23 protein-coding genes are annotated in these 24,395 nt (G+C 63.8%); 16 read left to right on the top strand and 7 right to left on the bottom strand.

Annotated elements, in window-relative coordinates; translation table 11 throughout:
• The first annotated feature begins 36 nt into the window (after positions 1 to 36).
• The 3 genes from LB523_RS09910 to LB523_RS09900 all read left to right on the top strand — a co-directional run bounded on the left by LB523_RS09910 (position 37) and on the right by LB523_RS09900 (position 2,932).
• Positions 37 to 1,020, top strand: a complete 984-nt coding sequence (locus LB523_RS09910; RefSeq protein ID WP_224602480.1) for an AraC family transcriptional regulator — start codon at positions 37 to 39, stop codon at positions 1,018 to 1,020.
• Between the two features lie 60 nt (positions 1,021 to 1,080).
• Positions 1,081 to 2,289 carry an MFS transporter gene (locus LB523_RS09905; RefSeq protein WP_224602479.1) on the top strand — a complete coding sequence of 403 codons (1,209 nt, stop codon included), beginning with the start codon at positions 1,081 to 1,083 and terminating at the stop codon, positions 2,287 to 2,289.
• 376 nt (positions 2,290 to 2,665) lie between these two features.
• Positions 2,666 to 2,932 carry a hypothetical protein gene (locus tag LB523_RS09900; protein ID WP_040982305.1) on the top strand — a complete coding sequence of 89 codons (267 nt, stop codon included), beginning with the start codon at positions 2,666 to 2,668 and terminating at the stop codon, positions 2,930 to 2,932.
• 78 nt (positions 2,933 to 3,010) lie between these two features.
• Here LB523_RS09900 and LB523_RS09895 read toward each other — a convergent pair whose 3' ends face one another.
• The gene (locus LB523_RS09895; protein WP_095765261.1) at positions 3,011 to 3,907 is read right to left on the bottom strand and encodes a LysR substrate-binding domain-containing protein; all 897 of its coding nucleotides are present in this window, start codon (positions 3,905 to 3,907) and stop codon (positions 3,011 to 3,013) included.
• Between the two features lie 260 nt (positions 3,908 to 4,167).
• On the opposite strand from LB523_RS09895, the gene LB523_RS09890 reads away from it, so the two are divergent.
• Genes LB523_RS09890 through LB523_RS09860 form a run of 7 tightly spaced genes read left to right on the top strand, consistent with a single transcriptional unit; the run spans position 4,168 to position 12,285 of the window.
• Positions 4,168 to 5,682: a leucyl aminopeptidase gene (locus tag LB523_RS09890; protein WP_224602477.1), complete on the top strand. Its 1,515-nt coding sequence runs from the start codon at positions 4,168 to 4,170 to the stop codon at positions 5,680 to 5,682.
• Between the two features lie 38 nt (positions 5,683 to 5,720).
• A complete protein-coding gene (locus tag LB523_RS09885; RefSeq protein ID WP_224602475.1) occupies positions 5,721 to 6,638 on the top strand; it encodes a proline iminopeptidase-family hydrolase in 918 nt (305 codons plus the stop codon).
• 4 nt (positions 6,639 to 6,642) lie between these two features.
• Positions 6,643 to 8,304 (top strand): ABC transporter substrate-binding protein, encoded by a 1,662-nt coding sequence (locus LB523_RS09880; protein WP_224602472.1) that lies wholly within the window; start codon positions 6,643 to 6,645, stop codon positions 8,302 to 8,304.
• A gap of 60 nt (positions 8,305 to 8,364) precedes the next feature.
• Complete coding sequence (locus tag LB523_RS09875; RefSeq protein ID WP_224602813.1) at positions 8,365 to 9,360, top strand: ABC transporter permease; 996 nt, start codon at positions 8,365 to 8,367, stop codon at positions 9,358 to 9,360.
• Positions 9,360 to 10,331, top strand: coding sequence for an ABC transporter permease (locus LB523_RS09870; RefSeq protein WP_224602471.1), 972 nt, complete (start codon positions 9,360 to 9,362; stop codon positions 10,329 to 10,331). Before LB523_RS09875 ends, LB523_RS09870 begins: the two co-directional genes overlap by 1 nt.
• Entirely contained in the window at positions 10,328 to 11,287 is a 960-nt protein-coding gene (locus LB523_RS09865) for an ABC transporter ATP-binding protein (RefSeq protein WP_224602470.1), read from the top strand. The genes LB523_RS09870 and LB523_RS09865 overlap by 4 nt, the downstream gene beginning before the upstream one ends.
• An 8-nt stretch (positions 11,288 to 11,295) precedes the next feature.
• A complete protein-coding gene (locus LB523_RS09860; RefSeq protein WP_224602469.1) occupies positions 11,296 to 12,285 on the top strand; it encodes an ABC transporter ATP-binding protein in 990 nt (329 codons plus the stop codon).
• A 48-nt stretch (positions 12,286 to 12,333) separates the two neighbouring features.
• Here the strand turns inward: LB523_RS09860 and LB523_RS09855 are convergent, their stop codons facing one another.
• The 4 genes from LB523_RS09855 to LB523_RS09840 all read right to left on the bottom strand — a co-directional run bounded on the left by LB523_RS09855 (position 12,334) and on the right by LB523_RS09840 (position 16,106).
• Complete coding sequence (locus LB523_RS09855) at positions 12,334 to 12,888, bottom strand: hypothetical protein (RefSeq protein ID WP_224602468.1); 555 nt, start codon at positions 12,886 to 12,888, stop codon at positions 12,334 to 12,336.
• A 99-nt stretch (positions 12,889 to 12,987) separates the two neighbouring features.
• Positions 12,988 to 14,070 (bottom strand): YcjF family protein, encoded by a 1,083-nt coding sequence (locus LB523_RS09850; RefSeq protein ID WP_224602467.1) that lies wholly within the window; start codon positions 14,068 to 14,070, stop codon positions 12,988 to 12,990.
• Positions 14,067 to 15,539: a YcjX family protein gene (locus tag LB523_RS09845; RefSeq protein WP_224602466.1), complete on the bottom strand. Its 1,473-nt coding sequence runs from the start codon at positions 15,537 to 15,539 to the stop codon at positions 14,067 to 14,069. The genes LB523_RS09850 and LB523_RS09845 overlap by 4 nt, the downstream gene beginning before the upstream one ends.
• A 63-nt stretch (positions 15,540 to 15,602) precedes the next feature.
• Positions 15,603 to 16,106: a SixA phosphatase family protein gene (locus LB523_RS09840; RefSeq protein ID WP_095765607.1), complete on the bottom strand. Its 504-nt coding sequence runs from the start codon at positions 16,104 to 16,106 to the stop codon at positions 15,603 to 15,605.
• A 246-nt stretch (positions 16,107 to 16,352) separates the two neighbouring features.
• On the opposite strand from LB523_RS09840, the gene dksA reads away from it, so the two are divergent.
• The gene (dksA, locus tag LB523_RS09835; RefSeq protein WP_095765270.1) at positions 16,353 to 16,769 is read left to right on the top strand and encodes an RNA polymerase-binding protein DksA; all 417 of its coding nucleotides are present in this window, start codon (positions 16,353 to 16,355) and stop codon (positions 16,767 to 16,769) included.
• A 116-nt stretch (positions 16,770 to 16,885) separates the two neighbouring features.
• Here the strand turns inward: dksA and LB523_RS09830 are convergent, their stop codons facing one another.
• Positions 16,886 to 17,602 carry a flagellar biosynthetic protein FliO gene (locus LB523_RS09830; RefSeq protein WP_224602465.1) on the bottom strand — a complete coding sequence of 239 codons (717 nt, stop codon included), beginning with the start codon at positions 17,600 to 17,602 and terminating at the stop codon, positions 16,886 to 16,888.
• A 211-nt stretch (positions 17,603 to 17,813) separates the two neighbouring features.
• Between LB523_RS09830 and cckA the strand changes: the two genes are divergently transcribed.
• Together cckA and LB523_RS09820 are read left to right on the top strand one after the other, a co-directional pair.
• Positions 17,814 to 20,399 carry a cell cycle histidine kinase CckA gene (gene cckA, locus LB523_RS09825; RefSeq protein WP_224602464.1) on the top strand — a complete coding sequence of 862 codons (2,586 nt, stop codon included), beginning with the start codon at positions 17,814 to 17,816 and terminating at the stop codon, positions 20,397 to 20,399.
• 104 nt (positions 20,400 to 20,503) lie between these two features.
• Positions 20,504 to 21,214: a DeoD-type purine-nucleoside phosphorylase gene (locus tag LB523_RS09820; RefSeq protein WP_224532022.1), complete on the top strand. Its 711-nt coding sequence runs from the start codon at positions 20,504 to 20,506 to the stop codon at positions 21,212 to 21,214.
• Here the strand turns inward: LB523_RS09820 and LB523_RS09815 are convergent.
• Positions 21,211 to 21,516 carry a ribbon-helix-helix domain-containing protein gene (locus LB523_RS09815; protein WP_095765274.1) on the bottom strand — a complete coding sequence of 102 codons (306 nt, stop codon included), beginning with the start codon at positions 21,514 to 21,516 and terminating at the stop codon, positions 21,211 to 21,213. The genes LB523_RS09820 and LB523_RS09815 overlap by 4 nt on opposite strands.
• Positions 21,517 to 21,756: 240 nt before the next feature.
• Here LB523_RS09815 and LB523_RS09810 point away from each other — a divergent pair, with 240 nt between their 5' ends.
• The 3 genes from LB523_RS09810 to LB523_RS09800 all read left to right on the top strand — a co-directional run bounded on the left by LB523_RS09810 (position 21,757) and on the right by LB523_RS09800 (position 24,395).
• The gene (locus LB523_RS09810) at positions 21,757 to 22,152 is read left to right on the top strand and encodes a VOC family protein (RefSeq protein ID WP_224601306.1); all 396 of its coding nucleotides are present in this window, start codon (positions 21,757 to 21,759) and stop codon (positions 22,150 to 22,152) included.
• 74 nt (positions 22,153 to 22,226) lie between these two features.
• The gene (locus LB523_RS09805; RefSeq protein ID WP_224602463.1) at positions 22,227 to 22,775 is read left to right on the top strand and encodes a gluconate 2-dehydrogenase subunit 3 family protein; all 549 of its coding nucleotides are present in this window, start codon (positions 22,227 to 22,229) and stop codon (positions 22,773 to 22,775) included.
• A gap of 48 nt (positions 22,776 to 22,823) precedes the next feature.
• Complete coding sequence (locus tag LB523_RS09800) at positions 22,824 to 24,395, top strand: GMC family oxidoreductase (protein ID WP_224602462.1); 1,572 nt, start codon at positions 22,824 to 22,826, stop codon at positions 24,393 to 24,395.

The following is a 24,395-nucleotide window of genomic DNA, read 5'->3' as shown; positions in this document are numbered from 1 at the left end:
CTTGCCTGCCGGACGTTCGGCATATACAGTAGCCGAATGCCTGACTATTCGTCCCGCCCGCCTCTGCATATTCCGATGGATGCGCTCAGCGAAGTCCTACAGGACTTTCGCTTGAGTGGGGTCAACTATGGCCGCTGCGAGCTCCGGCATCCATGGAGCATCGCCTTTCCGCAACAGAAGCTGCTTCGCTTTCACTTTGTCGGCCAGGGTCCATGCTGGATTTATACCGAAGCGGAAGGCTGGCAGGAGTTGCGCGATGGCGATCTGGTGCTGTTGCCGCAAGGCATCGCCCATCGGCTGGCTAGTGCGCCGGACGTTGTCGACGACTCGCTCGAGAGTTGCCAGGTTACCAAGTTGGGGAGCAATGTCTGTGAGGTGGTGCGGGAAGGGACGGGCGCGACAAGCACCCTTTTCTGCGGCTCCATGGCCCTGGGCGTCTGTGCGCTCAATCCACTGATCACGTTGATGCCCTCTATTATCAAGGGGTGCGATGTTGCCGGCAACGATCCGGTCGTCCGTCCTTTGCTGGCGGCTATGACGGCGGAGGCCGCGCAACCGCAGATGGGCAGCGCCACGATTCTGTCCCGTATGGCGGACTTGCTGACCGCCCGGCTTATCCGCTGCTGGGTCAATTGCACTGGAGCTTCTACCACTGGTTGGCTTGCAGCCATCCGCGATCCCCATATCGGCCGCGCTCTGGCAGCCATGCATCGAGACCCTGGCCATAACTGGACCCTGGAAAGCCTTGCCGCCCTAGCAGGCCAATCGCGCTCGATTTTCGCCGAGCGCTTCAGCGCTGTGTTAGGGGAGGGCGCTGCCCACTATCTCGCCCGTCTGCGGATGCAGCTTGCCCGCGAGTTGCTCGGGCAAAACGGCCTGTCGGTTGCCGAGGTCGCTACCCGTTTGGGCTATGATAGCGAAGCATCCTTCGCGCGCGCGTTCAAACGCATCACCAATGTCTCGCCAGGCGTTGTGCGCCGCACAATTTCCGGACGAACGGACATGAATTTCGGATTATAAGGTACATATCATCCGAGAAGACTCGTCTATTGAAGACCTCCAGACTTTGGAGATCTTTCAGTGACAGACACAACATTACAGCTTGAAGACGCGGCGATAGACCTCGATGACGCCGCGCCAGCCCCGTGGAACGCAGCCACCTGGTTTGCGGTCATTTCATTGGCGGCCACCAGCTTTGCCCTGGTATCAGCCGAATTCCTGCCGGCAGGCCTGCTGACGCCGATGGCGCGGGACCTCGGCATCAGCGAAGGAACCGCCGGACAGGTCGTCACCGCCACGGCTTCGGTCGGCGCCGTGACGGCCATGTTGAGCAATGTTCTCATCGGACGATTGAACCGCAAGACGGTGCTGGTTGGCCTCAGCGCCTTGGCGGTCGGTTCCAACCTCCTTGCCGCGCTAGCGCCCAATTTCTGGCTGTTGCTGCTGGGCAGGGCCGGGCTCGGAATCGCTCTCAGTGCGTTCTGGGCACTCTCGGTTGCCGTCGTGGCCAGGCTGGTCGGCGCCAATGCGACAGGTCGGGGCATGGGCATCGTCACCCTCGGCGTCTCGCTCGCCACCATCGCCGCCCCGTCAATGGGGGCCTTGATCAGCGACTGGCTGGGATGGCGCAGCGCCATGGCCTTGACGGCGGGGTTGGCAGTGATTGCCATGCTGCTGCAGTTGGTTAGCTTGCCGACCCTGCCTGCCACGGCCAGCAATAGTCTGGCTGACGTATTTCGGCTGACACAGCGGCGCGGCATCCAACTCGGCATGCTTGCCATACTTTTGCTGATGACGGGGCATTTTGCCGGCTCTGTTTATGTGCGCCCCTTCCTCGAACACGTGACGCTCCTCGCCACCGGGCCAATTGCCCTGGCCCTGCTCGGATTTGGCATCGCGGCTGTGATCGGCAACGTCGCCGGCGGCCGTATGGCCGACGCCAATATCCGCATGGCGCTCGCGGGCAACGCCGCATTGATGGCGTTTGCGGCGCTGGCATTGGTGCTTTGGGGCGTGCACATTGGCGTCGCCTTCGCATTTGTCACGCTTTGGGGCTTGGCCTTCGGCATGGCGCCGGTGGTGCTGCCGACCAATCTGTCCCGCGCGGCACCTGATGCGCTGGAAGCTGCGGGTAGCCTGATGGTCGTCTCCTTCCAGGTTGCCATCACCATCGGCGCGGTTGTCGGCGGCTATGTCGTGGATACCCATGGCGCCACGGGACCTTTGACCCTTACCGCCGTCCTTGCCGCATTGACCGTCGTGCTGGCGCTGCTACAGCCTCGCGGGTGAACTTTGCTCCAGCTGACATGGAGCGTCTCATCGTTTCACGAAAACGGTGAGACGCACTATCTCTTTGTTTTCAGGGCTGAAAACCGTTTCGCCCATTTCCTGGGATTGCTCTAAAGCCGTCGCGCCTGAATGGCCTCGTACGACGCGCTCTAGCTTGTTGCTTTATGCCTGTCGTCGACCCAAAACCGCTGCGCGCTTTGGGCGACATGCATCGGGCGGCCTCAACACGGACGCCGCGACGTTGCAGCCTGATTGCACAAGTTTATGCGGTCCGGTCGTTGCTTCACGCCACAATCGGAGGTTATGGCACGTTCGGCTTCGGCCAGTGGAGGCAGCGGCGATGGGCGGCTGCCTTTTTTTTGAGGAGATGATTGACATGAAGAAGTTTTTGCTCGTTGCCGTGGGTGTTGCGGCGTTGGCCGGTTCGGCTTGCTCCAAGGGGCCGGAATGCACGCAGGAAATCGCCGCCAAGAAGGCGCAGGACATGGCTGCCGCGCTCCAGGAAGCCATCACCAAGGATCCGAGCAAGGCGGCCGATCTGACCGCCAAGGTGCAAGCTGTGACGACGAAATATCAGGGCGCCACGACGCTCGACGAAGCCTGCAAGGCCTATGACGAGCTGACCGCCACCATCAAGGGTTGAGCCCAGCCGTCGACAATGCGAAGGCGGTGGCCGGTCGGTCGCCGCCTTTTTCTTGCGCGGCGCTTCGGAGGAGACGCGCTATGCGATACCCATCGTGCGCTTATGGTCGGCGATCTCGGCGAGCAGCCAATCCTGGAACAGGCCGGTGCCTGGCTTGTTTCCGATGCTGCGGCGCTGGTGCAGGTAGATTCCGGCGGGATAGGTGTGGCGGGCGCTGAACGGGGCGACAAGCTTGCCTTGCTGCAAAAGGTCCTGCGCCATCATGGTGTCGGCCAAAGCGATCCCCGCGCCGTTTATCACCTCGCGCATGATCAAGGTGCAGTCATCGAGCGTCGTGCTGGATTTCGGCGTGGCGTCCAGAACGCCTTCCTGTTCCAGCCAGCGCCGCCAGCGCATGCTCTCGCATTCGTGGATGAGGTGATGATTGACCAGATCGGCGGGCGTTCTGAGCGGCACCGGTCCCTCAAGCAGCGACGGCGCGCAGACCGGCGTCAGAACGAGCGGGATCAGCAGCGTCAGGGCCGGGCCGGCCTTGTAGACGAACTCGTCGACAATGGCCAAATCGAAGTTGGCGCGCTTGCCCGACGTCGAGATCTCCAGGTTCACGGACGGATGCAGCTTGCGGAAATTCGGCAGCCGGTCCGCCAGCCAAAGGTTCAAAACCGCCGGCACGCAGAGAACCCTGACCCGCTGGGTCCTGCCGTGACCATGGACGAAGCTGACATCGTCGGTGGCGCGCCAGATAGCCTCGAATGCTTCGGAGAGGCCGCGCGCATAATATGAGCCCCTGATGGTCGGTGTGATCTGGCGAAAGCCGCGCTCGAACAGCTCCTGGCCAAGGTTCTTCTCGAGCGCGCGGATGTGGCGGCTGACGGCCGAGGGCGTCAAATGCAGCTCTTCCGCTGCATCCTTGATGCTGCCGAGACGCGCGGCGGCCTCGAAAGCGCGCATGCCATTGAGTGAGGGCAGGGCCATTGGCCGATCATGAAATGTCAGTTGAGTTTTTGTCAATCGACTTGGGCAAAATTGGCGTTTGATCGCTTGGCCGGTTCGGGGATACCCAAAAGGCAAGAGCGACCAAGTCGCCATCCAAAAACGATTGTTTGGGCACTCCGATGCCATTCCACCAGCGGCGGAAACCGGTATGACCGACTTCCACCGGGGACCGGCGAAGCTTTGCGTATGACGCCAGCTGAGCCTCGGCGGGGCGCCCCAGAATGGGAGAATGAGCTTCTATGCCTCAGTCGCCGGCGCCGGTCTTTGAAGCGGCGGAAGAGATTTCCGCGGAAACCTCGGTCGTCGTGATCCTGCAAACCGCTCAAAACGGTTTTGGGCTCCGGGCAGCGGCGCTCGATGCTGAAATGGACGGGATCTTGTCCCGCGCGTGTTCCGAGCCGGCCGCGCTTGAGGAGTCCGGCGCCTGCGTCGATGTCATCGCGCCGAAGGCGATGTCGACCCGCCGCGTGGTGGTGCTGGCCTTGGGCAAGGCCGAGGCCGTAACCCCGCTTTCGCTGGCGCGGGCCGGCGGTTTGCTTGCGGCGCATCTGGAAGGCAAGGGCGAATGCGCGGCCACCCTGATGCTGGACCCGCTCGCCGGTGTCGACCTGCCCGCAGCGGAAATACTGGCGCGGGTCGCGCTCGGCATGCGGCTGCGGCGCTATCGTTTCGACATGCGCAACCGGCGGCAAGGGGCTGGGGCCGACCGAACGTTGCGAGTGCAATTGATCGGCGCAGCCGGTCCGGAGCTCAAGGCGGCGCTGGCGCGGGTCAATGCCATCGCGGACGGCGTCGAATATGCGCGCACGCTGGTCAACCTGCCGCCGAACCATCTCCACCCCGACAATTTCCACGATCATCTGGAGCCGCTGCGCGAGGCCGGCATCGATGTCGAGATCCTCGATGCGGTGCGGCTGAAGGAACTCGGCATGAATGCGATCCTGGCCGTCGGCTCCGGCTCGGCGCGACCGCCGCGCATCGCGGTCCTGCGCTATCGCGGCAAGAGCGCTCCCGCGCAGCCGCTGGCTTTCGTCGGCAAGGGCGTCTGCTTCGATTCTGGTGGTCTGTGCATAAAGCGCGGCGAGCAGATGTTCGACATGAAGGCCGACATGGGCGGCGCGGCCGCCGTTGTCGGGCTGCTGATCGCGCTCGCCCGGCAAGGCAGCCCGGTGCATGCCGTCGGCGTGCTCGGCATTGCCGAGAACATGCCGTCCGGCACCGCGCTCAAGCCGCGCGACATCATCACGACGGCGTCGGGCCAGACCGTGGAAGTATTCGACACGGATGCGGAAGGCCGGCTGATCCTGGCCGACTGCCTCTATTATGCCGCTTCGCGCTTCAATCCCTCGGTGATCGTCGATCTGGCGACGCTGACCTATTCGGTGATGCGGGGCCTCGGCTCGGTCTTCGCCGGACTTTTCAGCACCGACGACACCATCGCGTCGCGCATGATCGCGGCGGGGGAAAAGGTCGGCGAGCGGTTCTGGCAACTGCCGCTCGACCGGGCCTATGACGAGGGGCTGCAATCGCCCTTCGCCGACATCCGTCACCACGCCAAGGACATGGAAGACGGCGACGCGCCCTATGCCGCGGCCTTCCTGCGCAATTTCACCGAAGACCGCCCCTGGGTGCATCTCGATATTGCCGGCAAGGAACTGGCCGACAAGGACCGGCCGCTGGGCCGGGAGGGCGCCACGGCCTTCGGCGTGCAGATGCTGGAAGAATGGGTGCAGTCCGGCCGGACGGCGAACTAGGCGGCAACGAGATGTCTTCAACCACTGAGGGAGCCGGGATGCCGTCCGAGATCGTCAGCAAGGAAGGGCGGGCCGGCTTCGGCGCCTATGAGACCTGGTACCGGGTCAGCGGCGCGCTCAATGCCGGCAAGGCTCCGGTCATCATCCTGCATGGCGGACCGGGTGCTGCCCATAATTACGTCGATGCCTATAAGCTTCTTGCCCGGGGCGGCCGTGCCGTCATCCACTACGACCAGTTGGGCTGCGGCAATTCCACCTTGCTGCCGGAAAAAGGCGCCGACTTCTGGACGCCCCAACTCTTCATCGACGAGCTGGAAAACCTCATCGACCATCTCGGCATCCGCGGCGGCTTCCATGTGCTGGGTCAAAGCTGGGGCGGCATGCTGGGTGCCGAATATGGCGTGATCCGGCCGAAGGGCATGAAGTCGCTGACCATCGCCAATTCGCCGGCGTCCATGAAGCTTTGGGTCGAGGAGGCCAACCGGCTGCGCGCCGATCTGCCCAGGGACGTGCAGGAGACGCTGACGAAGCACGAGCAGGCCGGCACGACCGACGATCCGGCCTACCAGGAAGCGACGATGCGGTTCTACGAACGGCATGTCTGCCGGGTCGTGCCTTTCCCGCCCGAGGTGACGGAGACTTTCGCCCAGATCGTGCGCAATCCGACCGTCTACAATGTGATGAACGGCCCGAACGAATTCCACGTCATCGGCACGCTGAAGAGCTGGAGCGTCATCGACCGCCTGCCGGCCATCGATGTTCCGACACTCCTCATCTCCGGCCGGCACGACGAAGCCACGCCCGCGACCGTGCAGCCGTTCAAGGACGGCATCAAGGGATCGCGCTGGCAGATATTCGAGCATTCCAGCCACATGCCGCATGTCGAGGAGCAGGAACTCTGCATGCGTGTGGTGGGAGACTTCCTGGACGACAACGACAACAGAAAAGGGGAATGACGACATGAAGAAACTGCTTTTGGCGGCGTCGGCCGCCGCATTGCTGGCCGGCTCGTGGCTCGCTCCGGCACAGGCCGAATATCTCAAGGAGCACCGCGGCGGCACCATTCGCCTTCTCGCCCGATCGGCGGCCGGAACGCTCGATCCGCATATCAACTACACGGACCAGGGCTGGCAGATGTACCAGCCGATCTATGACGGCCTGGTCGCCTTCCGCAAAGCCGAGGGCGTCGACGGCTTTTCCATCGTTCCCGACCTGGCCGAGGCGCTGCCCACGGTCAGCAATGACGGCAAGACCTTCACCTTCAAGCTGCGCAAGGGCATCAAGTTCTCCAACGGCCAGGATCTTGGCGTGAAGGACGTCGTCGCCTCCTTCCAGCGCATCTTCAAGATTTCCGGGCCGACTTCGGGCACCTTCTATGCCGGCATCGTTGGCGCCGACAAATGCCTGGCCGACACCAAGAGCTGCACGCTGGAAGGCGGCGTCGTCGCCGACGAGGCGGCCAACACGATCACCCTCAATCTCACCAAGCCGGACGCCGAGATCCTCTACAAGCTTGCCTTGCCGCACGCCGTGATCCTGCCGGCGGACACGCCGGCGGAAGATATGGGCTCCAAGCCGATCTCCAGCACCGGCCCGTACATGATCTCGGCCTTCGATCCGAACAAGGGCATGACGGTTTCCCGCAACCCCAATTTCAAGCAGTGGAGCGAGGAAGCCCAGCCGGACGGCTATCCGGACGTCGTGCAGTATGATTTCGGCCTGTCGGAAGAGGCGGCCGTGACGGCGATCCAGAACGGCGAGGCGGACTGGATGTTCGACGCGCTGCCCAGCGACCGCCTCGGCGAGCTCGGCAGCAAGTCCATGGACCAGCTGCACATCTCGCCGCTTTCAGCCTGGTGGTACGCGCCGCTGAACACCCGCATGGCCCCATTTGACAATGAAAAGGCGCGCCAGGCCGTCGCCTATGCGGTCGACCGCAACACGCTGGTCAAGCTGTTCGGCGGCAAGGTGCTGGCTTCGCCGGTCTGCCAAGTCCTGCCGCCGGACTTCCCCGGACACGAGGACTATTGCCCCTTCACCAAGAACCCGGGCGCCAAATGGTCGGCTCCGGATGTCGAGAAGGCCAAGCAGCTCGTCGAGGAATCGGGCACCAAGGGCCAGAAGGTGACAATCATCGTCGAGGACACCGCCATTTCGCGTTCCATCGGTGTCTATCTGCAGAGCGTGCTGACCAACATCGGCTACGTCGCCGACGTCAAGCCGATCTCGTCCAACCTGCAGTTCACCTATATCCAGAACACCAACAACAAAGTGCAGATGTCCGTCACCCAATGGTACAAGGACTATCCGGCGGCGTCGGACTTCCTGAACATCCTGTTCAGCTGCGCTTCCTATCGCGAAGGTTCGGACGCCTCGATCAACATTTCCGGCTTCTGCGACAAGGATATCGACGCGCAGATGCAGAAGGCGCTGGACCTCGGCGTGACCGACCAGAAGGCGGCCGACAAATTGTGGGCGGCAATCGACAAGCAGGTCACCGACAAGGCGCCGGCGGTCGGGCTGTTCACGCCGAAGCGGCTTGATTTCGTCAGCAAGCGCATCGGCAATTTCAAGTTCAACCCGCAGTTCAACTGGATTATCACCCAGTCCTGGGTGCAGTAAGGGGCCTGTGTCCAGTAACGAACCGCGGAATCACATATCGTGTCCAGCCAAGTCGCCGCCATGCCGCGCAAGACGCGAGGGCCCTGGGCCGTCGCGTTTGCGAAGCTGGCAACGGACAGGGCCGCCATGGCGTCCCTGGCCGTGTTCCTCATCATCGTTCTCGCCTGTTTCAGCGCGCCGCTTTATGCAAAATGGGCGGGCACGGATCCGTTCGCCTCGACGCTCGACGCCGTCATCCAGATCGACGGCGCCGACGTTCCGGTGATGGAACAGTCGACCGAGGGACTGGGGCTTGGCTACACGCCGATCGGTCCGACGTGGCGGCTCGGGAATTATTTTCTCGGCGCCGACAGCCAGGGGCGGGACGTCATGGCAAGGTTGCTCTATGGCGGCCTGAACTCGCTTTTGATCTCGGGAGCAGCCACCATCTTCACACTGATCGTCGGCACGATGGCAGGACTGATCGCGGGTTATTTCGGCGGCATCACCGACACGGTGCTGTCGCGCTTGCTCGACGTGCTCTGGGCGTTTCCGATCTATCTGCTGGCGATCTCGCTTTCCATCGTCACCATCGCGCAAGGCATCGCGATCGGCCCGATCGAGATCCAATCGGGCAGCCTATGGCTGCCGATCATCATCATAGGCATCGTCTATATACCCTATGTGGCGCGGCCGATCCGCGGGCAGGTCCTGGCGCTGCGCCATAGCGAGTTCGTGTTCGCCGCGATCAATCTCGGCGTGCCGGGCTGGCGCATCCTGTGGCGCGACATCCTGCCCAACATCACCACCACGCTGATCGTCTTCGTGCCGCTGATGATGGCGCTGAACATGCTGACCGAATCGGCGTTGTCGTTCCTGTCGATCGGCGTGCAGCCGCCGGCCGCGAGCTGGGGCACCATCATCCAGGACGGGCAGGCGCTGCTCTATACGCGACCGCTGGTGGCGCTGGTGCCTGGCCTGGCGATCGCCGTTTCCGTCATGGCGCTCAACGTCTTCGGCGACGGCCTGCGGGATGCGCTCGACCCGCGCTCCAAGGTCCGGCTGGGGCGCGACTGATGTTTTATGCCATCCTTCGCCGCTTCGGTCAGATGCTGTTCGTGATGTTCGGCATCTCGGTCATCGTCTTCCTGATCTTCTTCGCCACGCCCGGCGCCGATCCCGCCGCGCGCATCGCCGGCCGCAACGCGTCGCCTGAAGTGCTGGCGGCGGTGCGCCACAGCTTCGGCTTCGATCAGCCGCTCTACGTGCAATACACGCGCATGATGGAGAAGATCTTCGTCACCGGCGATCTGACCTCCTTCGTCAACCGCGGCTGGAAGGTTGTGCCGGCCGTCATGGATTCGATCCCGGTCACGCTCTCGCTGGTGTTCGGCGCCGCGGTCCTGTGGGTGGTCGTCTCCATCATCATCGGCATCGTCGCCGCGGCCACCCGCGACAGCTGGCTGGACAAGCTTCTGATGGTGCTGGGCCTGCTCGGCATTTCCATGCCGGTCTACTGGCTGGGCGAGGTGATGAACCTGATGACCCAGAGCCGCTATCACGACAGCTGGGCATTCTCCTGGGTGCCGCCGCTTGGCTATAAGAATTTTTCCGACGATCCCAAGGGCTGGTTCCTGACGCTGGTCATCCCATGGATCACGCTGGCCATCCTCTATATCGGCATCTACGGACGCGTGCTGCGCGCGGCTATCATCGAATCCATGCAGGAGGATTACATCCGCACCGCCCGCGCCAAGGGCCTGTCGGAGACCCGTATCCTGTTTCGCCATGCGCTGCGCACGTCGCTCATCGCCTTCGTCACCCTGTTCGGCCTCGACTTCGGCGCGCTGGTGGGCGGCTCGGCCTTGCTGACCGAAGTCGTGTTCGGCCTGCATGGCATCGGCAAGCTCACCTATGACGCGCTGCAGAATCTCGATCTGCCGATGATCATGGCGACGGTCATGTATGCGTCCATGTTCGTGGTGATCGCCAACGCGGTCGTCGATTTCGTCTACATCCTTCTCGATCCGCGCCTGAGGGCATCATGATATTGTCGGTGCGCGATCTCAAAGTGTCCTTCCGCACCCATGACGGGCCGGTACGGGCCATCGACGGCGTTTCCTTCGATCTCGAGGAAAGCGAGATCCTCGGCGTCGTCGGCGAATCCGGCTCCGGCAAGACGGTGTCGCTGCTTGCCGTGATGGGGCTTATCACCGACCCGAACGCCACCATCGAAGGCTCGATCCGTTACAAAGGCCGCGAATTGGTGGGCCTGCCGCCGCGCGAGCTTCGTCGTTTGCGCGGCAACGAGATCGCCATGATCTTCCAGGACCCGATGACGGCGCTGACGCCGGTCTACACGATCGGCTGGCAGATCGCCGAGCAGATCCGGGCGCATCGTGGCGTCAGCAAGCCGAAGGCGATGGAGCGCGTCGAGCAGCTGCTGGCGGAGGTTAATTTCCCCAACCCTCACGAGGCGATGTCGCGCTATCCGCATCAGCTTTCCGGTGGCATGCGGCAGCGGGCGGTGATCGCGATGGCCTTGTCCTGCGATCCGGCGCTGCTGGTGGCCGACGAGCCGACCACCGCGCTCGACGTCACCGTGCAGGCCGGCATTCTCGACCTCGTGCGCAAATTGCGGGCGAAGCACAAGTCGGCGGTTGTCTTCATAACGCATGACATGGGCGTGGTCTCCGAACTCGCCGACCGGGTCATGGTCATGTATGCCGGCCGCGTTGTCGAGCGCGGCACCCGCACTGAGCTGTTTTCCGATCCGCGACATCCTTATACGCGCGCGCTGCTTGGCTCGATCCCGCCGCTGACCGGCGAGAAACCGTGCCGGCTGCCGGCGATCCCCGGCTCGCCGCCTTCCTTGCTGCGGCTGCCGGAAGGCTGCGCCTTCGGCCCGCGCTGTCCGGTCCGCTACGAGCCTTGCGAGGCCGGCAAGCCGGATCTCGGCGCGAGCGCGCACGCCGCCGCGTGCTTTCGGGTGGTGCAGGCATGAGCGAGTTGATGACAGACACAGACCGACCGATCCTCGAGACGCGTTCGCTGGCAAAACGCTTTTCGATCGGCACTCGCTTTTCCGCCGAGGGCAGGCGGACCGTCCACGCGGTGGACAACGTCTCGCTGAGCGTGCGGCGCGGCGAGACTGTCGGGCTGGTCGGCGAATCCGGATGCGGCAAGTCCACGCTGGCGCGCTGCCTGGTTCGGCTCTACGACATCACCGACGGCAAACTTCTGTTCGAAGGCGACGACATCACCTCGAAATCGCTGTCCGATCTCAGGCCGCTGCGGCGGCGCCTGCAAATGGTGTTCCAGGATCCCTCGGCCTCGCTCAATCCGCGCCGGCGCGTCGGCGATCTCGTCGCCGAGCCGCTGCGCATCCATGGCAAGCTTACCTCCAAAGAAATCACCGCGCGGGTGGCGGAGCTGTTCGAGCTGGTCGGGCTGTTGCCGGACCATATGATGCGCTATCCGCACGAGTTCTCCGGCGGGCAGCGCCAGCGCGTCGGCATCGCGCGGGCGATCGCGTTGAACCCCGACCTTGTCGTGCTGGACGAGCCGGTCTCCGCGCTCGACGTGTCGGTGCAGGCCCAGATCGTCAATCTGCTCGCCGATCTGCAGGAGAAGTTGAAGCTCACCTATATCTTCATCGCCCACGATCTCTCCGTGGTGCGCCAGGTCTCGACCCGCATCGCGGTCATGTATCTGGGCTCGATCGTCGAGGAGGGCCCGGCGGAAGAGGTCTTTGCGAAACCCGCCCATCCCTACAGCCAGGCGTTGATCTCGGCGGTTCCCGTCGTCGAGACGACGCCTGCGGGCGCGCGCAAGCGCATCATCCTCACCGGCGACGTGCCGAGCCCGCTGAAGCCTCCGTCCGGATGCCGCTTCCATCCGCGATGCCCGATCGCTGCGGACCGGTGCCGTTCTGAGCGGCCGGAACTGAAGGAATATCGTCCGGGCCGCAAAGTGGCCTGCCACTTCCCGACTTTGACCTGAACCGTCTTGTAGCGGGTGGCGGACGCGGGCTGCCGGAACCGCGCCGGATCAGTTCTTGGCGATGGCGCCGACTTCGACCGAATCGACCCGCTTCAGGCTCATGCCGATCACCGGCACCAGCTGATTGTCGACGCGCACGGCCACCGTCACGGTCATCGAATTGCCGTCGGGCACACGCGCCTGCATGACGCCGTTCAACTGCTTGCGGTTGATGGTGAAAACGACCTTCTGGGCGTCGACGACATTGCCGCCGACAATGTCCATGCCGCTTTCGGTCGAGCCGCCCATGAAGGTGCCCCGATAGCCATCGCGGCCCTTGCGCTCGACGCTGGCCGACATCTTCTGCGTGAACACGCCGACCCTGCAGCCGCCGTCAAGCGTCATGCCGAGCTTGCTGGCGGGCGTCGAGCCATTGAAATCGCAGGTGAATTTGGTGCCTTTGTATTTGCCGGCGATGATCTCGCCAGGGCCGACCCATCTGCCTTCGACGGAGCGGAAAAACTGCTTGTCCGGCTCTGCGCCAAGGGCCTTTTCGACGAGGCCGAGCGGCGCGGCATTCGCAATGGCGGCAGGCAGGACGCAGGACAGGATCACGCTTCTCATCGACGACACCCGGCACGAAAGAGTCTATTCTTGGGACCGGACCGACCATGCAGAAGATTGGTTAATGCTTCGTCACCCGCGGCGGGTCGCGCGTTTACCTTATCGGTCGTCCTGGCCGTCCTTTCGTGCCGCGAACGACGTCAGCGCCGAGAGGAAATCACCGAGGCCCGGGCGCTTCACGGCGATGAACGGCAAGGGGCGTGCCGTTTCCATCGCCGCGATGCCGATGCGCGCCGTCATCATGCCGTTGACGACGCCTTCGCCGAGTTTTGCCGAGAGTTTTGCGGCAAGCCCATGGCCGACGATCTGCTGCACGAAACTGTCGCCAACCGCGATCGAGCCGGTCACCGCCAGATGCGCGAGCACGCCGCGCGCCAGCCGGAAGAAGCCGAGCGTGCCTGGGCGGCCGCCATAGAGCTCGGACAGGCGCCGGATCAGCCGCCCGGCCTCGAACACGACATAGGCAATGTCGACCAGCGCGCGCGGGCTGACCGCCGTTATAAGGGACACGCGTTTCGCCGCCTCCAGAATCATGACTTTGGCGCGGGCATCGAGAGGCGACAGGATCTCGGTCTCGGCCAGCCGCACCAGATTGGCGCCATCGATGATCTCGCCCCGCAATTCGGCCAGCGAACGGCGGCCGGCGGCGGTCTCGGGTTTTGCGGCGACGAAAGCCGAGAGCTCGTCGACCAAGGCGCGCGCCGCCTTGGGGTCGTCGCGCGCCACGGCATCCAGAGCCTGTTTCTGCATTTTTTCGACTTCGGCAAGGCGGGCGATGGCGAGGAATTCGCGGATCAGGATGACGAGCAGCGAGAGCAGCGCGATCGCCGCCATGCCGGCCGCCAGCCAGCCGAGCCATTCGGCGCGCGCGAACAGGTCGCGAATCAGCTGGTCGGCCCAAAGGCCGACCGCCAGCGAGACGAGCACGCCGAGAGCGCCGAAGAACAGCCGGGACAATAGCGAGCGCTTTCTCGGCGCTGTCGCCGGCGGCGGGACCGCGGCCTCGATATCCGGCTCGTCGAAGACGTCGACTTCCGAGGGGATCACGACCGCTACATCAGCCCTCGCGGCACGTGGTCTGCGCGCCGGCGGCTCCTCGGCGGCGCTGTTTCGCTGTGGTTGCGGCGGCGCTTCGGTCTCAGGCTCGATGCGGAAGGCCGCCGGTTTGCGGGGCGCGGTCATGCCAGATGATCTCCGATCAGGAACTGCAGCGCGCGGTCGAGCCGGATATGCGGCAGGGACAGCGTGACGCCTTCGGCGGTGCGTTCAAGCTTCGGCGGGCGGAAACGCACGAAGCGGATCGCCGGTTCGGCGCTGTCCACCTGCGATCCGGAAACGTCAAAGACGGCATCCACCTTTTCCGGCAAATCGCCCGGGAAAATGGCGGTCTCGGCCCTTCCGTCGAATGTCTCGCCGTTGATCGTCTCGCTTTTCAGCGGCGTGCCGATGATGACGGGGAGCGTTTCTCGCCCCCGCTTCACTGTGCCCTCGCGGGTCGAGCGGACCGCCGCCATGGCGACGACATCGACGGCGGCGCCGCTGAAATTCGCCCGCGCCACAGCCCGGTCGGTCAGCCGGCGCACGATCGCCTGCAGCCGGTCATGGCTTTCGTGGTGCAAATGGTCCGCCTTGGTCGCGGCCACCAGGATGCGGTCGATGCGGCGCGAGAAGAAGTCGGTCAGGAAATTGCCCCGTCCGGGCCGGAAGCAGGACAGGATCTCGGTCACCGCGCGCTCCAGATCGGCCATCGCGGCCGGGCCGGCATTGAGCGCCTGCATGGCGTCGATCAGCACGATCTGCCGGTCGAGGCGGGCGATGTGCTCGCGAAAGAACGGTTTGACGACATGCGTCTTATAGGCCTCGTAGCGGCGCTCCATCATCGCCCGCAGCGATCCGGAGCGCGGCCGGCCTTGCGACAGCGTAATCAGCGGCGCGAAGGTGAGCGCCGGCGAGCCTTCGAGATCGCCCGGCATCAGGAAACGGCCTGGCGGCAGCGTCGACAGCGCGCGGTCGTCGAGCTTGCACGCCTTGAGATAGGCGGCAAAGCTTTCGGCCAATCGCCGGGCGGTCATCTCGTCGGCTTCGGCATCTGGATCGATGGTGGAGGCCAACTCACGCCAGGCCTGCGACAGGTCGCAGCGGACGGGCAGGGCGGCCAACTCGACCGCCTCGCGCGAAAAATCGGCGAAGGATTTGCCGAGCAGTGGTAGGTCGAGCAGCCATTCGCCGGGATAGTCGACGATGTCGACAGATAGTTTTCCGGCTGAAAACAACCGGTTCCAGCCGGAAGCCGACTCATATTCGATGGTGAGCCGGAGCTCGGAGATCGCGCGGGTCGAGTCCGGCCAGACGCGCTCGTTCACCAAAGCCGCGACATGGTCTTCATATTGGAAACGCGGAACGGCATCGTCCGGCTGCTCCTCGAGGAAGGCGCGGGCGATGCGGCCGGATTTCTGCGCCTCGAACAGCGGCAGGCGACCGCCATGAATGAGATTGTGGACGAGGGCGGAGATGAACACGGTCTTGCCGGCGCGCGACAGGCCGGTGACGCCAAGGCGCATTGACGGAGAGAAGAGCCCGGCGGCGCGGCCCGACAACGTGTCGAGCGCAATCCTCGCCTCGTCGGTAAAACTGGTCAGCGATGATGCCAAATCAGGCCTCTGGTTGCGCGTCAGCGCCCGATATAGGCCCTGGACCGCGCGTTTGAAATGGCCTCAGAGGTCGGCCGGCGTGAGAAAGGCTTCGAGATAGCCATTGCCCTGGGCCGCTTCGGCAAGGTTGCCGGGAAAGCGCACCACGGCAAGGCCGGAGGTCGGAAAACCGTGATTCATCATGCCGCGCGCCGTCTGCTCGCCATTCCCGGACACCGCCATGGCCAGATCTTCGGTCATGGGGTTGTGGCCGATCACCAGAAGCTGGCCAGCGTCCCGATTTTTGCGGATGATCTCCAGATAGCCGGCCGCATCCTCGCTGTAGAGCGTGTCGAAGAACAGCACCCGGCCGGTGTCGGTGCGCCCCGCCAGGCCTTCCAGCGTCTGCCTGGCCCGCTTGGCGCTGGAGCAAAGAGTGACGTCCGGCACATAGTTGCGGGCCCGCATGGCCTCTCCGATCGCTTCGGCATCGGCCATGCCCGATTCGTCGAGCGGGCGGTCGAAATCACGCATGCCGGGCAGCGCCCAGCCGGCTTTGGCATGCCGCAACAGATAAAGTCTGCTCAACCGGACCCCCATGGTGCTGCCTTCGTGACAAAGCGCGATTAGTCACCAGAACGATGTCATGCACAATGGTCGGCCCGCAACTGCAACGAATCAGGTGCGAATTCGTTTTCTGCCGTTGAACAACATTGTCGCCGGAGTTGCCGATGCAAGACTAACAATTGCGTGAAACTGTTGCCGATAGCGCTTGTGCAGGCTCTTTTCCCCGAATATATAGGCGCCAAATTTTGGGGTTGTTGGGTGAGTCGAATGAACGATATCGTTACCGCCAATTACGTACCCTCCGAAGACGAGCCGTTCATGAACGAACGGCAAAAATCGTACTTCCGTCAAAAGCTTATCACCTGGAAGAACGACATTCTGCGCGAAGCGCGCGAAACCCTAGAAATCCTGCAGCAGGAAAACGCCAATCATCCCGACCTAGCCGATCGCGCCTCTTCCGAAACCGATCGTGCCATCGAATTGCGCGCCCGCGATCGCCAACGCAAGCTCATCTCGAAAATCGACTCCGCGCTCCAGCGTATCGACGAAGGCACCTACGGCTATTGCGAGGAGACCGGGGAGCCGATCGCGCTGAAGCGGCTCGATGCGCGTCCGATCGCGACGTTGTCGATCGAAGCCCAGGAGCGCCATGAACGCCGCGAGAAGGTCTATCGCGACGACTGACGCGATCCGACAGGCAGGAACATCAAAAATGGCCGGAATTCCGGCCATTTTTGTTTTCAGCGCCCCATTATCTTTGCCGACAAAGGCGCGAAAGGCTCGTTTGCGCCGGTGGCCGGTCAGCGCTTGTGGCTACCCAACTCGCCAAGCAGCTTGGTCATCTCGTCATCGAGCGAAGGCTTGGCCGCCGGCTTGCTGGGTGCCGGCTGGGAATGCGTCTCGTCGAGAGAGGTCTCGAGCTCGTGCATCAGCGTGTCGTCGATGGAATCGTTTGAGGGCGGCGGCGTGGATCGGGTGCTGCCGTTCGTCGTTCCGTAGCTCGGCAGCGGCATAACCTTCGCCGTCGGCTGGCTCGGCGCCGCCGGCTTGGGCGCGGGTGTGGGCGCCGGCGCGCGCGGACGTGCGACGGCAGGCTGGGCGGCAGGCGGCGGCGCCGGCCGGGCGGGAGAGGGTGCGGGCGCCGGTTGCGGCGCGCGCGGCCGCGCGGCGGCGGTTGTCTGCTGCTGACCGGCGTCGCCCGTCAATGCCGGGCGGCGCAGCGCCGCCAGCCTGATGTCGCGCTCGACCACGACATCGGTCGGCCCGCCGATCAGGATCAGATGCTCTATGTCGTCGCGGCGCACCAGGACAAGCCGGCGATGGCTGTCGACAGCGGTGGCATCCATCACGGCAAGCCGCGTCTTGCGGTTCCTGCCGCCGGCGACGAAGGTGCCGAACGTCAGGTTGCGGACCACCTTGATGGCGAGCAGGACGACAACCAGCATGATGAGAGCCGCTACCGTCCACAGGATTGCAGCGACATAACCCGGGCCCGCTACATTATCCAGCCACTGCATCGGTGCACCCCAATCGCCATCTTTGAAGTCAGGGAACACTAGACCGTTGGGACCAGCGACCGCAAGTTCACATCACCCATCGTGAACAGTTTGAAACATGAATCGTTGATTTTATCGGACATTTGCCGCCGAGGCCTTTTCCGCTACAGGAGAATGTGATTCAACCGGCCGTCCGTGCCCATCGGACACCGGAATCACGAGCAGGGGGAACATGGCCAAGGAAGCGCGCGGCGATTTCTATCCGGTACCGATCGTCGACCAGAACACGCGTCCGGGCGCCGTCACCAGGCTCATCGTCTTCATCGTCGTCTTGACCGGCGCCGCGATCGTCTTCGGACTTTTCCGCGAGCGCCTCGGCGATCCTTTCCTGCTCGGCATGCTCGGCGTGCTCGCCATGATCGGCGTCGGCTTCCTGTTCGCGACCGCGATCGGCTTCGTGCAGATCGCACCGCGTTCAACCGGCGACGAATTGTCAAAAGCCTTCGTTGACTCCATGTCGCAGGGCCTGCTGGTCACCGACACAAAGGGCCGCGTCGTCTACGCCAACCGCGCCTATGCAGACATGACGGGTGCTGCCTCGGCCGCCGATCTCAAGACCGTCGAAGGGCTGTTGTCGGATGTCCCCGAGGCCTCGATGACGATCTACCGGCTGGCGTCGGGCCTGCGCGACGGCCAGGCTGGCGACGGCGAGTTCCGGCTGGCGCAGTCGATCAAGCCGGGCGCCGAGCCGGGCGCGCGCTGGTACCGCGCTCGCGCCCGCGCCTTCAGCATGCCCGGGCAAAGGCTGCCGATGCTGGCCTGGCAGCTGGCCGACATCTCGCAGGAACGGGCGGAGCAGGAGCGTTTCTTCCTCGACCTGCAGAAAGCCATCGACCATCTGGACCATGCGCCGGCCGGATTCTTCTCGGCCGACCAGGAAGGCCGCGTCACCTATCTCAACGCCACGCTCGCCGAGTGGCTGGGCATCGACCTTGCCTCGTTCACGCCGGGCGCCATCACGCTGCCGGAAATCATCGCCGGCGACGGCATGGCGCTGGTCCGTTCGGTCAAGGCCGATCCGGGCACCACACGCAACGCCGTCATCGACCTCGACCTCACCACGATGAGCGGCCAGGCGCTGCCGGTGCGCTTCATGCACCGGGTTTCGGCCAGCCGCGAAGGCGTGAACGGTCCGACCCGCACGATCGTGCTCAACCGTACCCAGGGCGAGGACGCTTCCGCGGAGCTGCGGGCCTCCGAGGTTCGCTTCACCCGCTTCTTCAACTCGACGCCGATGGCCATTGCCGGCGTCGATGCGAGCGGACGCATCCTGCGCACCAACGCGCCGTTCCTGCAGCTGTTTTCGTCCGTGGTCGACCGCGACGCCGTCGACCGGCGGGTGCGGTTCGAGACCATCGTCCACGAGCGCGACCGGCCGGCATTCGCCGCCGCCTTCGAGAAGGCCCGGCAGCGGCAGGCCAATATCGAGCCGATCGATTCCGTCCTGCCCGGCAATGAGGAGCGCCACATCCGCTTCTACGTCAATGCCGTCGCCGACAGCGCGGGCAGCGAAGGCGCCGAGGAGGCGGCGATCGTCTATGCGGTAGAGACCACCGAGCAGAAGGCGCTCGAGGGCCAGATGGCGCAGAGCCAGAAGATGCAGGCAGTCGGCCAGCTCGCCGGCGGTATCGCGCACGACTTCAACAACGTGCTGACCGCCATCATCATGGCGTCCGACCTTCTCTTGACCAACCACCGGCCGTCGGACCCGTCCTTCCCCGACATCATGAACATCAAGCAGAACGCCAACCGGGCGGCCTCGCTCGTTCGGCAATTGCTCGCCTTCTCGCGCAAGCAGACGCTGCGGCCGGAAGTGCTCAACCTGACCGATGTTCTGGCCGATCTCAGAATGCTGCTCGCGCGCCTCGTCGGCAACGACATCAAGCTTAAGATCGACCACGGCCGCGACCTGTGGCCGGTCAAGGTCGATATCGGCCAGTTCGAGCAGGTGGTGGTCAATCTCGCCGTCAATGCGCGCGATGCCATGCCGAGCGGCGGCGATCTCACCGTGCGCACCCGCAACGTCACCGCCGACGAGTGCAAATCCTTCGCCTACCGCGAATTGACGCCGGCCGACTATGTGCTCGTCGACGTCGAGGACACCGGCAGCGGCATTGAGCCCGAGGTGCTGAAAAAGATCTTCGAGCCCTTCTTCACAACCAAAGAAGTGGGCAAGGGCACCGGCCTCGGCCTGTCGATGGTCTACGGCATCATCAAGCAGACCGGCGGCTTCATCTTCTGCGATTCCGAAGTCGGCAAGGGCACGGTGTTCCGTATCTTCCTGCCGCGCCACATCGCCGAGGTGAAGAAGCAGGCCGAGCCTGGCGAGGCGCCGTCGACAGCGGCGACTGCTCCGGCCAAGACCGCCGATACCGCAAAAGATCTTTCCGGCTCGGCCACGGTGCTTCTGGTCGAGGACGAAGATGCCGTGCGCATGGGCGGCGTCAGGGCGCTGACCTCGCGCGGCTATACCGTGCACGAGGCGTCGTCCGGCGTCGAGGCGCTTGAAGTGTTCGAGGCACTCGGCGGCAAGGTCGATATCGTGGTGTCCGACGTGGTGATGCCGGAGATGGACGGGCCGACATTGCTCGGCGAGCTGCGCAAACGCCAGCCGGACATCAAGTTCGTGTTCGTTTCGGGCTATGCCGAGGACGCGTTTGCGAAGAACCTGCCGGCCGAGGCGCATTTCGGTTTCCTGCCGAAACCGTTCTCGCTCAAGCAACTGGCGACGATCGTCAAGGACGTGCTGGAATCCTAGGGCGTTCAGCGCTTCCTTGGATTGCTCTAAATAAGCCAGAGCTTGCGCATTGCGGCAGTCCTGCCATGATGGTCGCCGGATGGGTCTATCAGGGGTGGTAGCGCGTGACGCCGCATATCGAGGCGGGCCGGGGGGACTATGCCGAAACGGTGCTGTTGCCGGGCGATCCCGAGCGCGCGCAATGGATGGCGGAGATGTTTCTCGAGGCGCCGCGCTGCGTCAACCGCCGAAGAGGCGCGCTGGGCTTCACCGGCCGGTTCCGCGGCAAGCCGGTCAGCATCCAGGCGACCGGGATAGGGGCGCCGTCTTTCCTGATTTATGCCTTTGAGCTGATGGAGTATTACGGCGTCAAAACGCTGATCCGCACCGGCACATGCGGCGGCTTGTCGGAAGACGTGCCTTTGCGCGGCGTCGTCATCTCCAGCGAGGTGCGGGCCGAGAGTGCAATCAGCGGGCAAGTGTTCGGGCTTTACCAGCCGGCGGGGCCGGACCCGGCGCTGCATGCGCGGGCGCTGCAATGCGCCGCCGATCTCGGTATCGCCTGCAGCGCCGGACTGACGATCTGCAGCGACGTCTTCCACCATCCCGATGGCCGCGCTCGGTTTGACGAGCCGATGGCGCTGGGGGCGTTGGCCGTCGATATGGAAACCAGCGCCCTCTATCGGATTGCGGCACAGTTCGGCGCTCGAGCGCTGTCGCTGCTGACCGTCGTCGACCATGTCGCCACCGGCGAGCTGATCGACGATTCGGAGCGCCAGGCGCTTTTCACCGACATGACCCGGCTGGCGCTCGAAGTCGCAGTCGAGAGCAGTTAGGCGGCTTCCTGCTTCAATGCGGCCTGGTCTTCGGCGCTGGGCCGATGGCCGCGCAAATAGAGCGCGCAGGTCGTGCGCAGCATGGAAGCGAAGTTCGGGATCTGGCCGTTGATCTCGATCGCCTCGTCATAGAGCTTCGAGATGAATTTCGGGGTCGTCAGTCCCTGGCTGTCGGCGATCTCGTCAAGAAGACCCCAGAATGTCGCTTCGAGCTGGATGCTGGTCGAATGGCCGTCGATGCGGATCGACCTGTTGATCTGCCGGTAGCCTTCCGGGTCCTGCCCGGCGAAGACTCTGCACATCGGTACCTCCCGTTGTTGTTTGTCTTGGGCGCCGATTGGGTTGGCTGGCGCCCTTTTTGAACACTGCCTGCGTTGGTCATTTTCGATCCGATAGCCGCCGACGGCAATCGGACTTTCGTCCTTAGAATTGGAGCGACACTAGCCGTTTTCCTGCTCCACGCGTGGTAATCGGCTGCCACCACCATTTTTCGCCGGCGCGCATAATCGGCTTCGAAAGCATGAGAGCTCACGGAGTCCGATTTGGCGAAGACGATCCATTCCATGATCAGGGTTCTCGACGAAGCGCGCTCCGTCGACTTCTACAACAAGGCCTTCGGCCTCGAGGTCGCCCAGCGGCTCGATTTCGAGACCTTCACGCTTGTCTATCTCAGCAATGCCAGTTCGCCCTTCGAGGTGGAGCTGACCGTCAACAAGGGACGTACCGAGCCCTACGCGCTTGGCGACGGCTACGGCCATCTCGCCGTCTCGGTCGCCGATCTCGACAGCGAACACGACCGGATCGGCGCGCTCGGTCTCAACCCGAAGAAGATTGTCGAGTTCAATCACGACGGGGCGCTCATCGCCCGCTTCTTCTTCATCGAGGATCCCGACGGCTACAAGATCGAGGTCCTGCAGCGGGGAGGGCGCTTCCAATAAGGATACGCCGCGGAGAGGCGCGGCGCCAGCAACGGCACTCTCAGGGGTGCGAACAGCAAGCAGGGAGGAAAATCATGGTTACAGTCTACGAGAAGAAACCCGGTTACGAGAGGAAAGCCGGACTATCTAGGCGCGAGCTTCTGAAACGTGGCGGCGCGGGCGCGCTGCTCATGATCTCCGGCAGCGCCGTCATCAGCCCCGAACACGCCTGGGGTCTCGAAACCTCTGCGCTGAAGCCCGAAACGATGGCGACGCTGATCCAGGTGGCGCGCGACATCTACCCGCACGACCAGGTGCCGGACAAATATTACGCCATTGCCGTCAAGGGCCATGACGAGACGGCCGCCAAGGACCCTGCCCACAAGGAACTGATCGAGAAAGGCATCGCCGAGCTCGACAAGAAGGCTGGCAAGGGCGGCTATCGCGGGCTTGGCTGGGAAGAGCAGCGGGTGGCGCTCCTCACCGGTATCGAGAAGACGCCGTTCTTCCAGGCGGTGCGCGGCGGTCTTGTCGTCAGTCTCTACAACCAGAAGGAGGTGTGGCCGATCTTCGGCTACGAAGGCGAGTCCTACTCCAAGGGCGGCTATATCGCGCGCGGCTTCAACGACATCGAGTGGCTGTAGGCCGCTCTGTCACGAACCGCTTTTCGACAGATTTCATGGGAGGAAACCATGGCAGCACAATTTGATCTCAACAATGACGGCGTGGTCGTCATCATCGGCTCGGGCGCGGGCGGCGGCACGCTCGGCAACGAGCTCGCCCAGAAAGGCATCGACGTCGTCATCCTCGAGGCGGGCGCACGCCACGAATATGAGGACTTCATCAATGACGAGTGGGAGTCGTTCGCCCAGCTCGCCTGGAAGGACAAGCGCATCACTTCGGGGGACTGGCGCGTGGCCAAGGATTTTCCGAACCTGCCGGCCTGGATCGTCAAGTCGGTCGGCGGCTCGACCACGCACTGGGCCGGCGCCTCGCTGCGCTTCCAGGAGCACGAATTCAAGGCGGCCACGACCTACGGCAAGGTCAAGGACGCCAACCTCCTCGACTGGCCGGTGACGCTGGCCGAGATGGAGCCGTATTACGCCAAGGCCGAAGCCAAGATGGGTGTCACCGGCACCAACAATTGGCCGCGGCTGCCGGGCAACAACAATTTCAAGGTGCTCAAGGCCGGCGCCGACAAGCTCGGCTACAAGGAATGCCATACCGGCAACATGGCCATCAATTCGGTGGAGCGCGACGACCGCAATTCCTGCCAGCAGACCGGCTTCTGCTTCCAGGGCTGCAAATGGGGCGCCAAATGGTCGACGCTCTACACCGAGATCCCGAAAGGCGAGGCGACCGGGCATCTGGAGGTGCGGCCGAACTCGATGGCAATCAAGATCAATCATGACGCTTCAGGCAAGGTGACCGGCGTCGTCTATGCCGACAAGGACGGCAAGCTGCAGGAGCAGAAAGCCCGCATCGTCGCCGTCGCCGGCAATTCGATCGAGAGTCCGCGCCTGCTGCTCAACTCGGAATCATCGAAATTCCCGCACGGGCTCGCTAACTCGTCGGGACAGGTAGGCAAGAACTACATGCGCCACACCACCGGCTCGGTCTATGCCATCTTCGACAAGCCGGTGCATATGTATCGCGGCACCACCATGGCCGGCATCATCCGCGACGAGGCGCGCCACGATCCGTCGCGTGGCTTCGTCGGCGGCTATGAGATGGAGACGCTGTCGCTCGGCCTGCCGTTCATGGCGGCCTTCCTCAATCCCGGCGGCTGGGGCCGCTCCTTCACCACGGCGCTCGACCATTACGACCATATGGCGGGCCTGTGGATCGTCGGCGAGGACATGCCGCGCGAAGAGAACCGCATCACGCTGCACAAGGACGAGAAGGACGAGCACGGCATGCCGATCGCCGACGTCCATTTCGATGACCATCCGAACGACGAGGCCATGCGCAACCATGCCTACAGCCAAGGCCAGGCGCTCTACGCCGCGGTCGGCGCGACCAGGACCTTCCCGACGCCGCCTTATCCTTCGACCCACAATCTCGGCACCAACCGGATGAGCGAAAAGCCGGAGGACGGCGTCGTCAACAAGCACGGCCAGTCGCACGATATCAAGAACCTGTTCATCTCAGACGGCAGCCAGTTCACCACGGGTGCGGCGGAGAACCCGACGCTGACCATCGTGACGCTGGCGATCCGCCAGGCTGACTACATCGCCGCCCAGATGTCGGCGAAAACGATCTGA

This window comes from Mesorhizobium sp. ESP-6-4, from assembly GCF_020164735.1.
Taxonomy (GTDB): domain Bacteria; phylum Pseudomonadota; class Alphaproteobacteria; order Rhizobiales; family Rhizobiaceae; genus Mesorhizobium.
This window is presented reverse-complemented; position numbering and strand designations above follow the sequence as displayed.